The organism is Pirellulales bacterium (genome assembly GCA_036490175.1).
Classification (GTDB): domain Bacteria; phylum Planctomycetota; class Planctomycetia; order Pirellulales; family JACPPG01; genus JACPPG01.
Genome location: DASXEJ010000238.1, coordinates 44,653 through 57,410 on the forward strand (window position 1 = coordinate 44,653; position 12,758 = coordinate 57,410).

The window sequence follows — 12,758 nt, forward strand, 5'->3', positions numbered from 1 at the left end:
CATGGAATCACTTCAAGGCTTCTTGCTCGTTGCCGCGCCGGCACTGGTGGATCCGAATTTTCGCCAGACCGTAATACTGATCGTGCAGCATTCGGACGATGAAGGCGCGCTCGGTCTAGTTCTGAACCGCCAGACGAGCACCACGGTCGCGGAATTGTGGGAACGTTTGGGCCAAGAGGGAAAGGTTAATGACGGGCCGGTCAGCCTGGGGGGGCCATGCGAAGGCCCGCTCATGGCGCTGCACACCGAGAAGTCGGCGGCCGAGATCGAGGTTCTCCCTGGCTTGTATTTCAGCGCGGCGGGGGAACAGCTGCGGTCATTGGCGGTCAACTCGCAGGTCGACGTGCGATTTTTCTTTGGCTACGCCGGCTGGGGTGCAGGCCAATTAGAAAATGAGCTCAGTAGCGGCGCTTGGCGCACGGAGCCGGCGTCGCTCAAACACATTTTTGTCGTCAACCAGCAGCTGTGGGAACGCTCGATGAGCGAAGCCGCCGGCTGGGAGGTTTTGGCCGCATTGCGGATTAAAGACATTCCCGTCGATCCGTCGCGGAATTGAGCCTCCCGCAAAGCGGTCGGCTTACGAGTTCTCTGCATCGAAAATCTTGGCCGCGCCATAGACCGCCATGCCGATCGCTATCAGCATCAGTCCCGTGGTGCATTCCAGCGGCGCGGCCCAAAACATGCTTGCCAGCACAAACACATAAGCGACTGCGAAGATCCCCGGCAAAACCGGGTAGCCCCACGCGCGATAAGGGCGATCAGCCGTGGGCCGATTGCGGCGCAAAACAAACACCGAGAAGACGGCGGCCAGGTAGAAAACCGCCGCCCCAAAAATGCAATAGTCGCTCAGCACGTCATACAGACGCTTGTTGGGATCGGGATAAAGATTCCCGGCCAAGACCAGCAGTACCGACCATCCGGCCAGCGCCGCAATCGCAAGCGCCGGCGTGCCAAATCTCGGATCGATGCGGCGTAACGGGCCGAGGAAGCGACGATCTCGCGCGGCGGCAAATATCACGCGCGGTCCAGCCAGAATATTGGCGTTCAATGCGCCAAATACCGAAATCGCGAGCATCGACAGCGTGAGTTTACCGCCGAAGTTGGGAAGCAGCTTTTCGGCAGCCAATTCTGCCGTGGCATCGGCCGTGGCAATTTCTTCCACCGGCAATGTGATGTGGTAGGCCAGATTCGCTCCGGCGTAGAGCAGGATCAGCAGCACGATTCCACCGATCAAAGCACGCGGAACATTGCGCGCCGGCTGGTGTACTTCCTCGGCGACAATCGGCAGATTGGCCCAGCCGTCGTAGGCCCACATGATGCCCGAGACGGCCCCCCCGATTCCGGCCAGAAATCCAGCGTCCATCACGGTGGGCCACAGGTCGCCGAGTTCTACGCTTTGAGTCTCGAAGGCCATAAATGGCAAGATGGCCAGAAACGCCACGAAGCCACACTTGATTATCGTGGTCACATTCTGCACAACCCCGCCCCAGCGAGTGCCTACGATATTCACCGCTGCCAGCAGCACGATACTGCCGACCGAAACCAGGCTATTTGTCGCCAGCCCCCATTCGCCCAGGCCCGCGATCAGCACGAGTTTGCTCAGCGCGATGGCCATCGCCGCGGCCAGCGTTGCGATGCTACCGCTGCGAACTACGCAGAATTCGGCCCAGGCCCAAGTGAACGCCCACAACGGTCCGTAGGCCTCGCGTAAGAAGAGATACGAACCGCCAGCGCGTGGAAACATGGCTGACAATTCAGCAAGCGCCAGCGCGCCGCACAGATTCACCAAGCCCAGCACGACCCACAGAGTGAGGATCAAGCCGACGTAGCCGTGAGTCGCCACGGCCACCTGGCTTGGCTTCAAGAAGACTCCGGACCCGATGACGCTCCCCACGACCAAGGCAATCGCCGAGAATAGTCCCAAGACCGGTTGCAGCGACGTGTCGGTCGGGGATGCGCTGTCGGCGCGATTGCGAGAATCCATTGCGACTCAAAATATCGGGTCTGCGGCGGCGCAGCCAGGGCGGGTCCTGGGCCAGTTGCGAATCGCGGTCCCTGCCCAGACTGTGCACCAGCCGCTCCCTGCGGCGGTGGTGCGCAGCGAGCGCGACTTGCGTTGGGCGCCCACGCGCTGCGCGAGACTGCTTAAATAGAAATCATTTTTGAGCAGTTACCTGATCAATAATGATGCAGCGAGGCAGCTCCGATCCGTGCCGAGGGCATCACCCGGCAACTAGATGGCAATTCTTAGAAAATTGCGCAATGGCTTAAACAGAATGGTTTTATGTGCCATGAAATGCTTAGATTCGGTATTCCGTAAATCGGGGGGGTGCGAATGGCGCGGAATTCGCGGTATCTCCAACGGTGATGGATAGTTAGCGCCGCTAAGGTTTGCCTTTTTGGTATTGTGCGATTAACATGAACCAAGTATTTGGAACATAGAAGCGGCTGCCTGCGGGCCGGGATCACATCCGGTGCCGTTGGGTAAGCCGTTCGAGCGGCATGTGCAACATCCTCGTTGGCTGTTGGACATAGCAGGGATTGCAAAGGTGTTGGGCTGGGGAACGCTAATGACCTGAATGACAGCTAATCGCTTCGGCAAGCATGCGATTAGCGAGTGACGAGCATCGGGCGCGGCCGTTTGCATACGGTTGGGCAAGGTGCAAAAGGCATTTACACGATGGCAAACGACAATCGATCCGCACCCACGGAAGGGGTGGATGTTCATTCTCGCGCAGCGCCCGTCGATTGGGTCTTAGGACACAACGCGGTCGTGCGGCGCATTGCGCAACACGCCGAGCGCGTGGCTGAAGTGCATTGCAGCTGCTTGATTTGCGGCGAGACAGGCACTGGCAAGGAACTCTGGGCCAGCCTGATTCATTCCAGTGGCCCGCGCGCCACCCGTCCGTTTATTCCTGTCAACTGCGCTGCGCTGACGCCCACTCTGGCTGAGAGTCAACTGTTCGGTCATGAACGCGGCGCGTTCACCGGAGCAGCAGGCAGTTCGCTAGGTGTGTTCCGGGCGGCACATGGCGGCGTAGTTTTTCTCGACGAAATCGGCGAGATGCCGTTGGACTTGCAGCCCAAGTTGTTGCGCGTTCTGCAAGAGCGCGAAGTAACACCGGTGGGTGCTTCGCGTCCGGTAAAGATCGACGTGCAGGTTGTGGCGGCTACGAATCGAGACCTTGAGACGGAAGTCGCTCAGGGTCGTTTTCGCGAGGACTTGTACTACCGTCTCAACATGGTCGAACTCCGCGTGCCGCCGTTGCGGCAGCGAACCGAGGACATTCCGGAGTTCATCGACTTTTTCGCGAGCCGTTTTGCCCGTCGCTACGATCGGCCCGTGTGGCGTCCTGCGGCAGAGACCTTGCAGCAATTTTGCGAGTACCAGTGGCCGGGCAATATTCGCCAGCTGGCGCAGGTCATCGAGCAATCGTATGTGCTGGATTGTGTACCAAGCCTTCCAGATAACTCGTCGAAGCGCGAGCTGCCGCTGACTTTGCCGTTCCTAAATCTGGAGCGGCTGCGCAATGAATCGATCCGCCAAGCGTTGCGCGTAACGCGCGGACATAAGGGGCGGGCGGCCAAGTTGCTAGGCGTGCACCCCAACACGCTGACCAGACTCTTGAGCCGTTTCGATGTGCCGGCCCACTTGCCAGAAGGGCTCGAGGCGTAGAGTCGCTGCGCAGCGGATTGAATCCCACTCGCGGGATGAAAATCAGGAACGTGGCCTAGGCAGCCCGTTTGACGTTGACGGTGCTTTCGGCGTACTCGCTCAATAGCGTGGCCAGCCGCTGCTCGAGCAAATCGAGCTGCCGCAACACTTCGTCCTGCCGCCGGTCGATATCTTTTATGGATTCGACGGCGGCCTCTTGCTCCGGTGATTTCACGGCAACCACTCCCTTTCGCGGCGACGAGGGACCCCGCAACAACATCGGCTTGCGCCGCGGCACCGATCGAGTCCGGGGGTGCCGTGGTGGCCCCGCAGGATGTTCCGGCTGCGTGGAGATTGCGGGTTCGCGAAAACGAGCCGCCCGGGCCCAAACCAATCGCCGCGGGAAAAACTAAGGATGGGGGCGCATCAGAGGTCAGGGACTCTGGGCAAAAACACCGCAAGATTGGATTTACAACGCGGCCCCTGGTCAGGTAGACTAGCCGGTTCGCCCAATGAATCGGCTAGGGCTGTTCCCCGGCCGAGGGTCCTATCGCAGATATCAAAAAGTCATAGTAAGAGGAGGACGCGTGGTCAAACTGAACGTTCGTGATCGAGAAAGTATCCAGGAGGCGGTTCGCCGATTCCGGAAATTGGTCGAGCGGAGTGGCATTAAGAAAGAAATGCGCCGCAAGGAATATTACGAGAAGCCGAGCGAGACGCGCCGTCGCGCACGACTACGTGCCGAGCGTCGGACTCGCCGCAATTTGCTCGGACCGACGGCCTGATACGATTCGGGCCGATGCACAGACGCGCAATTGCTAACGCGTGTCGAGAGTGTGTTCAATGCGCCGCGCGTCTGCATATCAGAGACGTCGCAGGCCACGGTTCCTGGCGCTGGGAAAATAAAAAAAGGCGCAGCAGGGTCCCCTCAAGCTCCCAGCTATCCCCGCTGCGCCAGCGACCTGAGCCCCTCCCCAGAGCACAGGTACATTGAAACTTTAGGTCAGCGCTTCGGGCTGTCAAACATGGGTCGCGCGCTGCAGAATGCAGTCGATCTACCGTGCGACCGATCGCCCATATCATACATGGCATTTCTTCACGGCGGTTCGGTGTGCTAAAGCGCGCAGGTAATGCGCGACGGCGCACAAGCCTATCGCAAGCGACGTGAAGTGGAATGTAGATCGAGCGCTGTTCGCTACAGCCAGTCCAGCCCCACGTCCAGACTGGGGGCCGAGTGTGTCAGAGCTCCCACGCTGATGCGATCGACACCGGTTCGCGCAATGGCGGCCACGCTATCCAGCGTCACTCCGCCAGATGCTTCCAATTGAACTTGCGCGAAGTCTTTGTCGCGACATGCCACGGCCGCTTCCAAATCCGTGAGCGACATGTTGTCCAGGAGCACGATGTCGGGCCGCTTCGGCAGGACCTCAGCCAATTGTGCCAACGTATCAACTTCGATCTCGATCGGGATTAGCGCCGCGGCGGCCGGGGGTGCGAGACTGGCAACCACTTTTCGGCATCGATCGATAGCGCTGGAGGGCGAATAGGAACTTTCCTCGTTCGTCGCTCCCAGAGCTAAATGGTTGTCCTTGATCAGAACTCCGTCGAACAATCCCAACCGATGGTTCCATCCGCCCCCCGCGCGAACGGCATACTTCTCGAGCCGGCGCCAGCCGGGGGTCGTTTTGCGGGTGTCGTATATTCGTGCCGATGTTTCGGCGACGGCCCTGACATAATCACCTGTAAGTGTGGCGATTCCCGATAAACGTCCGAGCAGATTCAAGGCGGTCCGCTCGGCGGTGAGCATGCTGCGGGCCGAGCCAACCAGGGTGGCAATCGCGGCGCCCGCCTCGATTGCATCCCCATCGGCCAGGACGGGCGTCCATTCCAGATTGGCGTCGTACTCGGCCAGAGCCAGCTTCGCCGCTGGCAATCCCGCGATGACTCCCGCACGCCGGGCACGGACCACGGCGCGGCCCGGAGCCTGCTCAGGCACAAGGGCCACGGTCGTCCAATCATATAATCGACCGAGATCTTCGCGGATCGCTAACCGCACGATCTGGCGGCAGTCGTCCTCGAGTTCAGCGTCCCAGATGATTGGGCGGTATTCTGCAGACACGAATAGCTCACTTCCGGTTATCGGCCGGGGGCACCTGTCGGGCGCGCGGCGATTGTGTGCCAAAGTTCGACCACGCCTTGCCCCGTGGCGGCAGTTACATTCAGCACGGTCACGCGCGAGTCAGCCGGACCCAGGGACAGGGCCGATACCAGCTGCTGGCGTACGCGATCGGCCCCAGGCAGATCTGATTTGTTGACCACGACCAGATCGGCCACTTCGATCAAACCGGCTTTCTCCCACTGCACTTCATCGCCGGTGTTAGGAGTGACAAGCAGCACAAGTGTATCGACAAGCTCGCGCACGGCAACTTGATCCTGGCCTACGCCCACGGTTTCGATCAGGATGCAATCAAAACCGAAGGCCGTCAGCCAATCGCGGGACTCGCGCGTGGCCGCCGAGATTCCGCCAGCGGCGCCGCGCGTCGACAGGCTGCGAAAGTAAACGCCCTCGTCGGCCGGATCGAAGTGTACGCGAATGCGATCTCCCAACAGCGCGCCTCCGGTGACCGGGCTTTGCGGGTCCGAGGCCAACACAGCGACCGAGAGTCCCATGTCGCGCAGGTGCGTGATCAAGCATCCGATCAGCGTGCTCTTGCCGGCGCCGCCGTTTCCCGTGATGCCGACGACATGCACAGGTGGGCGTCCCGCCTCCGGTGCAGGCAACGCAGGCGCGGATCGAGACTCGACCAGGGTGAGGATTTCGGCCAGCGCCCGACGGTCGCGGCGAGCAAATCTTTGCAACAGTGGCGGATTCTGCGTCATCGCTTGCGATGATATCGGTCGCGACGTGCCGGAACAACCGCCGGCCCGTCCGCGGCGGCGCTTACTTGCCAGGCCTTTGCCGAAGTGGTGATGAAAGCATGCCGCGCCCCGCAACCATATTGCGGTTCAAGCCCGCAGCCTCGTGCGTGCGTCACTTTGCCGCATTCCATCGAAGGGCACCGATCTTTCGACGTGGCCGTGGCTGGGGTAGACTTGAGAGTTGGAATATTGGCTGTAATGCACAAGCTGCCGCTGACTCGTCTCGCGTCCACTTCTCACAGAGACTCTCGATCGATGGTCACTGACGCCAAACTTACGGCACGCGAGGCGTGGCAGGACGCGCTAACGGCCGCTACGGAACGCGACACCAGTCTAACCACGATCAGCAGCGAGGCGGTTGATCCGGTTTATTTGCCGGACGAGCCGACCGAAAAGTTTGAGCGCGATATTGGCTACCCCGGTCAGTATCCGTTCACCCGCGGTATTCACGCGAATCAATATCGTGGCCGGCTGTGGACGATGCGGCAGTTTGCCGGTTTCGGCACGCCGGAAGAAACCAATGCCCGCTTCCGATTCTTGCTCGACAAAGGGCAAACCGGCCTCAGCACGGCGTTCGACCTACCCACGCTGATGGGCCTGGACAGCGATCATCCCAATTCGCTCGGTGAGGTGGGCCGATTGGGCGTCGCCGTGGATACGCTGGACGACATGCAACGGCTGTTCGCCGGCATCAACCTGGGCGATGTTTCCGTGTCGATGACCATTAACGCGCCGGCTTGTATCGTGCTGGCGTTTTACCTGGCCACGGCACGTCTGCAGGGAGTGCCTTGGACCCGCTTGCGCGGCACACTGCAGAACGACATTCTTAAAGAGTATCACGCCCAGAACGAGTTCGTCTTTCCGCCGCGCGAAAGCGTGCGGCTGGTGACCGACACGATCGAATTCTGCACCCGCGAGGTGCCGCAGTTCAATCCGGTGTCGATCTCGGGCTATCACATCCGCGAGGCGGGCAGCACGGCCGCCGAGGAATTGGCTTTCACGCTGGCCGATGGTTTTCACTACGTCGAACAGGGGATCGCCCGTGGGCTGGCCGTCGACGAATTTGCCCCGCGGTTGTCGTTCTTTTTCAACGCCCACAGCGATTTTCTCGAAGAGGTGGCCAAGTTCCGTGCCGCGCGGCGCATTTGGGCGCGGCATTTACGCGAGCGCTACGGCGCACGCGACCCCAAGAGCTGGGCGCTGCGTTTTCATGCCCAAACCTCGGGAGTCAGCCTACAAGCACAGCAACCCGAGGTGAACGTCATTCGCGTGGCGTACCAGGCGCTGGCCGCGGTCATGGGGGGCTGCCAGTCGTTGCACACCAACAGTCGGGACGAAACCCTGTCGCTGCCGACCGAGGAAGCGGTGACCATCGCGCTGCGTACGCAGCAAGTATTGGCCTTCGAGACGGGCGTCGTTAATTCCGTAGATCCGCTCGGCGGCAGCTATCAGGTCGAGGCCATGACCGATCGCATGGAGACCGAGGCGGAGGAGATTTTTGCCCAGATCGAGCGGGCCGGCGGCGCCATCCGCGCGATCGAAGCAGGCTATTTCCGGCGACGCATTGCCGATAGCGCGTTCCGCTTTCAGAGCGAAGTCGATGTGGGCCGTAAACTGCTCGTGGGCGTAAACGCCTTCGTAGAGCCCGATGCCGTGACGATTCCCACACTGCAGATCGACGACGAGATCGAGCGCCGACAAAAAGCGAATCTGGCGCACATCAAGGCCGCACGCAATGCAGCGAACGTCGGCGAGGCGCTCGAGCGCATCCGTGGCACTGCCGCCAGCACGCAGAACATCATGCCGGTGCTCCTGCTCGCTGCCGATCAGCACGTCACACTGGGAGAGATCGTGGCAGCATTGGCCGATGTCTTTGGCCGATATCGGCCCGGAGTATGATCCCCCGCGCATCGTGCCAGCCGTATATACAATGCCTCATGTCGAATTATCGAATGACTAGGACGCACCGCTATCGACCGCGCAATGTGAGCATTCGACATTTGTCATTCGTAGCTTTTCTCGACATTCGCCCTTCGACATTACTAGCTTTATGACTCATCTGCATCCGATTCGCGTCGTGTTGGCCAAGCTCGGGCTTGATGGACATGATCGCGGCATTCAGGTCGTCGCCCGGGCCCTGCGCGATGCGGGTATGGAGGTCATCTACACAGGGCTATGGCAGACCCCCGACGCCGTGGTGCGCGCCGTCGAGGACGAAGATGCCGCCGTGCTGGGAGTCAGCTTGCTGTCCGGCGCCCATGCGACGCTGGTGCCGGTGCTGATCGACGCCTTGCGAGCCCGCGGGCTGGGGCATGTCCTGGTGATCGTCGGAGGCATCATTCCGGCGGCCGACATTCCGCGGTTGCACGCGCTGGGCGTCGCCAAGGTCTTTACGCCCGGTGCTGGCTTGACCGAGATTGCCGAATTTATTCGCGGCGCGGTGCCGCCGCCTGGCGTGTCGGCCGGGAAGTAGATGCCGCGCGAATCAGAGCCATCACCGCTCCGCGAATCCCAGGCGATAGCGACGGCCACGCCTGCGTGACGCTGGTCAACTCCACGCTGAGCTCGTAATCGGCCGAACCGGATTGCAGGAGACTGCTTTCCGTTATCAGGGCCGGCAGTGGGGAACTGCCCTGGTCGAACAGTCCTTTGCTGGGGCGGGCGTCCAGGTCGACGGGGCTCGGGTTCACCCGTCGGGCCGACGATCGCTTGCCTGGCAATTCGCTGGCCGGCTTCGTCTGAAAGATGCGAGTTGAGCCATCAACGGATACCACGCGCCACAGTTCGCGCGACTCGGTCTCCAATGACTCGGCCGGAGAAGACATTGATGCGTCCAAGCCCGGGGGCAATTCACCTGGATGCATACCGCTGAGATCTTTTTCCATGTTCGGACCGTCGGACAACGAAACCCAGACCCGTAGGATCTGGCGGACAGAGGCAGATATTCCAGCAGCCGCGTTTGTGCCTAGAAATCGGTGCGCTCGATATTGGGGTTGCGCAGTAGTGGCTGGTGGCTTCGTTATCGCTTATCGACCGAGCCAATTTAGGCAGCCGACGATTTCTGTTTTTTTCCGAACATTCCTGGAGTGCGGAGAAAGCGGGCAGCCGTCGGTCGCACCATGCCGCGGCGTTCCACGCGAACCGCGCATTCAAGGACAGAACGAGAACATCGAATCGTTTATTCCGGCGATCACTTAGGGACACGGGCAATCGTGCGCTCGAAGGCTGTAGCGCGAAAGTTGAGGTCGACGGTCTTCCGGGATTGGAAATGCGCATCACGTATGCAGGGTCGCGCGGCTTGGCACAATTGACAAACGGCTGGCCGCAGATAGGATGACCCATTCGGGCCGAACCTTTTGTCGCCATTCGACTTCGGTCCGAGAATCCTTGGTTCGTTTTGCTGCTCCACGGAGGCTGCCCCCATGTCGACGCAACTGGAACAAGCCCGCGCTGGCAAGATCACGCCGGAAATCGAATACGTCGCCCAGCGCGAGCAACTGACGCCCGAACTGGTGCGCGACGAGGTAGCCCGAGGTCGCATGGTCATCCCGGCCAACAAGGTCCATCTGTTGGGCCGACTCGAGCCGATGGGGATCGGCATTGCCGCCAGGACAAAGATTAACGCCAATATCGGCAACTCGGCCGTCACCAGCGACATCGAGGGCGAGCTGGAAAAGCTGCATACCGCCGTACACTTCGGTTCGGACACCGTCATGGACCTGTCGACAGGCAAGAACATCGACAGCATCCGCGCAGCAATTATCGCGGCCTCCCCGGTGCCCATTGGCACGGTGCCGATCTACCAGATGCTCGAGGAGCTGGGGGGCGAAATCGAGGACATGCGGCCGCAGCATTTCCTCGACATGGTCGAGCATCAGGCCAAGCAAGGCGTCGACTACATGACGGTCCATTGCGGCGTCTTGTTAGAGCACCTGCATTTAACGATGGGACGCGTCACCGGGATCGTCAGCCGCGGCGGCTCGTTGATTGCCAAGTGGATGATGTCGCATCGGCAGCAGAACCCGCTGTTTACGCACTTCGAAGACCTCTGCGACATCATGCGGCAATATGACGTCACTTGGAGTCTGGGAGACGGACTACGGCCAGGCTCGATTGCCGATGCCAGCGACGAAGCGCAGTTTGCTGAATTGAAGGTGCTGGGCGATTTGGTCGAGCGGGGCTGGGCCAAAGGCTGCCAGGTGATGGTCGAAGGTCCGGGGCACATCCCCATGGACCAGATCGATATGAACATCAAAAAACAAATCGAATGGTGCCACGAGGCGCCGTTTTATGTACTGGGGCCCTTGGTCACCGACGTCGCCCCCGGTTACGACCACATTACGAGTGCTATCGGAGCGGCCATTGCCGGTTGGAGTGGGGCTGCCATGCTCTGTTACGTCACGCCGAAAGAGCACCTGGGGCTGCCCGAGAAGGACGACGTGCGGCAGGGGGTAATTGCCTACAAGATCGCGGCCCATGCCGCGGATCTCGCCAGGCATCGTCCGGGGGCCCGCGATCGGGACGACGCTCTGTCGCGTGCCCGTTTTGCGTTCGACTGGAATGAGCAATTCCGCCTGTCACTCGACCCCGAGACGGCCCAGCGGATGCATGACGAGACGTTGCCACAAGACACTTTCAAGAGCGCGCATTTCTGTAGCATGTGTGGGCCGAAGTACTGCTCGATGAAGATCACCGAGCAGATCCGCGAGATGGCAGCCGGCGAGCCGCTGGTTCCGTTGGCAGCCATTGAAAACGGCGCGCAAAAAGTCGGGCCGTAAGCAGCTTCGGCGTCGCGCGCGTCAATCTGGCCACTTTGGTAGTCGTGCTGGCCATGGCGCGATTAGATTTCACCCAGCCAGATCTCCCTCAGATAATGGTCGCAGATAGCCGCTGTTACCAGTCGCACGGGGACCGGCTGCGCGATAGGGCCACTTCACCAGCCGATCCACTGGATGCCTTGAGGGGTTGCACGGAAGCGCTTGGCACGGATGCTCGATCCCGGCCCCTCTTCGTAATAGACCACCAACACCGAGCCGTCTTGCAAATTCACCATCGACGGATAGGCGCCCATGAGCGAGTCGATCCGCACCGGTGGGCTCCAGGTTTTGGCTTCATCCAGACTGTAGTTCAGGCTTGTCGCCGGTTGACGATGCCCGAGCAGGATGATTCCGTCGGCAGTGCGGTGCAGATAGGGGCAGTGGCCGAGGAATCCGATGGGCTTGGCGGTCGTCCAGGTGCGTCCATGGTCGCGTGATGCGCTCCAACACATTTGCTGGTCCCCGTCGCCGCGCAAGGCTGCGTACAGCCGGCCGTCCTTAAGCTCGATGACATCGGTTTCGGCGGCCAGCTTTTGCTCTCCTCCATCAATGTGAACTGGCTTGAGCCACGTTTTCCCGCCATCCTCGCTGGTGGTGACGGCGCCGCCGGGCATGCCCCCTTGTTCGTGATACAGTCCGAGCACCAGATGCCCGTTGGACAGCTCTCGCATGGGGGACGAACAGTAATAGTCGCGTCCGGCGATCCCGTGCGGCGGCGACCAGGTTTGCCCTCCGTCGGCCGAGGTGACCACGAACGCGCCCAGACCAACGTGGGGTATTCCTGGCTTGTCCGGTTTGGCGAGCGAGAAGAACGTGCAAGCCAAACGGCCGTCTTTCAGTTGTGTGATCGACGGATCGCGGTCGTCATGCTCTCCGTCAAACAGGGTCTGCGACGCGCTCCAGGTCTTGCCTTCGTCGGCGCTCGTGCAGTAGCAGATGCGTCCACCGCGCGGCAACTCGGCATTCGGCAGAGAGACATGGCCGTAGCCGGCATAAAAGACGCACATCAATTGCCCATCTTTACGGCGGCATACATCCGGAAAGGCCTCGTAGCCGCCGGCGCCTGCGTCTTGGCAGACGTGTACCGTCTGCTGGCTGTCACCGGGCGTATCGCCGGTCGCACAGGTGGCCCACCATAGCCACGCGATCGTTGCTACCAAAACTCCCAAGAGATTCACTCGATTGTGCATGGCATATGTCATAGTCAGCAGTTGTTTCTGAATCAGTTCGCAATAGAAAGAAAACAACACCGCGTCGAACCCGCTAGTGGCTATCGCGGCGTGAGCCACCGGCGGCGACTAACATCGAGTGCGGCATTCGCGCGAAAACAGACAGGTCCTCTCGGCCGCGACGATTGCGGATGCATC

At 60.7% G+C, this 12,758-nt stretch carries 12 protein-coding genes; 6 read left to right on the top strand and 6 right to left on the bottom strand.

All coding sequences use genetic code 11. The features are described from left to right. Window position 1 precedes the first annotated feature (1 nt). Window positions 2-556: a YqgE/AlgH family protein gene (locus VGG64_17595; GenBank protein HEY1601420.1), complete on the top strand. Its 555-nt coding sequence runs from the start codon at window positions 2-4 to the stop codon at window positions 554-556. Between the two features lie 21 nt (window positions 557-577). Here VGG64_17595 and VGG64_17600 read toward each other — a convergent pair whose 3' ends face one another. Further along, window positions 578-1,984: an amino acid permease gene (locus tag VGG64_17600; protein HEY1601421.1), complete on the bottom strand. Its 1,407-nt coding sequence runs from the start codon at window positions 1,982-1,984 to the stop codon at window positions 578-580. Window positions 1,985-2,680: 696 nt separating this feature from the next. Here VGG64_17600 and VGG64_17605 point away from each other — a divergent pair. Further along, window positions 2,681-3,676 carry a sigma-54 dependent transcriptional regulator gene (locus VGG64_17605; GenBank protein HEY1601422.1) on the top strand — a complete coding sequence of 332 codons (996 nt, stop codon included), beginning with the start codon at window positions 2,681-2,683 and terminating at the stop codon, window positions 3,674-3,676. A gap of 55 nt (window positions 3,677-3,731) precedes the next feature. Here VGG64_17605 and VGG64_17610 read toward each other — a convergent pair whose 3' ends face one another. Beyond that, window positions 3,732-3,890: a hypothetical protein gene (locus VGG64_17610; GenBank protein ID HEY1601423.1), complete on the bottom strand. Its 159-nt coding sequence runs from the start codon at window positions 3,888-3,890 to the stop codon at window positions 3,732-3,734. Between the two features lie 352 nt (window positions 3,891-4,242). On the opposite strand from VGG64_17610, the gene rpsU reads away from it, so the two are divergent. Further along, window positions 4,243-4,440, top strand: a complete 198-nt coding sequence (rpsU, locus tag VGG64_17615) for a 30S ribosomal protein S21 (GenBank protein HEY1601424.1) — start codon at window positions 4,243-4,245, stop codon at window positions 4,438-4,440. 410 nt (window positions 4,441-4,850) lie between these two features. Here rpsU and nadC read toward each other — a convergent pair whose 3' ends face one another. Both nadC and VGG64_17625 read right to left on the bottom strand, forming a co-directional pair. Beyond that, entirely contained in the window at window positions 4,851-5,774 is a 924-nt protein-coding gene (gene nadC / locus VGG64_17620; protein ID HEY1601425.1) for a carboxylating nicotinate-nucleotide diphosphorylase, read from the bottom strand. Between the two features lie 17 nt (window positions 5,775-5,791). Further along, on the bottom strand, window positions 5,792-6,535 hold the full coding sequence (locus tag VGG64_17625) for a GTP-binding protein (protein ID HEY1601426.1): 744 nt from the start codon (window positions 6,533-6,535) through the stop codon (window positions 5,792-5,794). A 294-nt stretch (window positions 6,536-6,829) separates the two neighbouring features. On the opposite strand from VGG64_17625, the gene VGG64_17630 reads away from it, so the two are divergent. Together VGG64_17630 and VGG64_17635 are read left to right on the top strand one after the other, a co-directional pair. Beyond that, window positions 6,830-8,473: a methylmalonyl-CoA mutase family protein gene (locus tag VGG64_17630; GenBank protein ID HEY1601427.1), complete on the top strand. Its 1,644-nt coding sequence runs from the start codon at window positions 6,830-6,832 to the stop codon at window positions 8,471-8,473. Window positions 8,474-8,624: 151 nt separating this feature from the next. Further along, the gene (locus tag VGG64_17635) at window positions 8,625-9,047 is read left to right on the top strand and encodes a cobalamin B12-binding domain-containing protein (GenBank protein ID HEY1601428.1); all 423 of its coding nucleotides are present in this window, start codon (window positions 8,625-8,627) and stop codon (window positions 9,045-9,047) included. Here the strand turns inward: VGG64_17635 and VGG64_17640 are convergent. After that, window positions 9,001-9,399, bottom strand: coding sequence for a hypothetical protein (locus VGG64_17640; protein HEY1601429.1), 399 nt, complete (start codon window positions 9,397-9,399; stop codon window positions 9,001-9,003). The two genes, VGG64_17635 and VGG64_17640, sit on opposite strands and share 47 nt — an antisense overlap. 597 nt (window positions 9,400-9,996) lie before the next feature. On the opposite strand from VGG64_17640, the gene thiC reads away from it, so the two are divergent. Beyond that, entirely contained in the window at window positions 9,997-11,352 is a 1,356-nt protein-coding gene (gene thiC / locus VGG64_17645; GenBank protein HEY1601430.1) for a phosphomethylpyrimidine synthase ThiC, read from the top strand. Window positions 11,353-11,507: 155 nt separating this feature from the next. On the opposite strand, the gene VGG64_17650 is transcribed toward thiC, so the two are convergent. Continuing rightward, a complete protein-coding gene (locus VGG64_17650; GenBank protein HEY1601431.1) occupies window positions 11,508-12,641 on the bottom strand; it encodes a sialidase family protein in 1,134 nt (377 codons plus the stop codon). Window positions 12,642-12,758 lie beyond the last annotated feature (117 nt).

What these genes read in the sequence shown, in the direction of transcription:
- VGG64_17595 (HEY1601420.1), top strand. Translation starts at nt 2, where the DNA reads ATGGAATCACTTCAAGGCTTCTTGCTCGTTGCCGCGCCGGCACTGGTG.
- VGG64_17600 (HEY1601421.1), bottom strand. Translation starts at nt 1,984, where the DNA reads ATGGATTCTCGCAATCGCGCCGACAGCGCATCCCCGACCGACACGTCG.
- VGG64_17605 (HEY1601422.1), top strand. Translation starts at nt 2,681, where the DNA reads ATGGCAAACGACAATCGATCCGCACCCACGGAAGGGGTGGATGTTCAT.
- VGG64_17625 (HEY1601426.1), bottom strand. Translation starts at nt 6,535, where the DNA reads ATGACGCAGAATCCGCCACTGTTGCAAAGATTTGCTCGCCGCGACCGT.
- VGG64_17630 (HEY1601427.1), top strand. Translation starts at nt 6,830, where the DNA reads ATGGTCACTGACGCCAAACTTACGGCACGCGAGGCGTGGCAGGACGCG.
- VGG64_17635 (HEY1601428.1), top strand. Translation starts at nt 8,625, where the DNA reads ATGACTCATCTGCATCCGATTCGCGTCGTGTTGGCCAAGCTCGGGCTT.
- VGG64_17640 (HEY1601429.1), bottom strand. Translation starts at nt 9,399, where the DNA reads ATGTCTTCTCCGGCCGAGTCATTGGAGACCGAGTCGCGCGAACTGTGG.
- thiC (HEY1601430.1), top strand. Translation starts at nt 9,997, where the DNA reads ATGTCGACGCAACTGGAACAAGCCCGCGCTGGCAAGATCACGCCGGAA.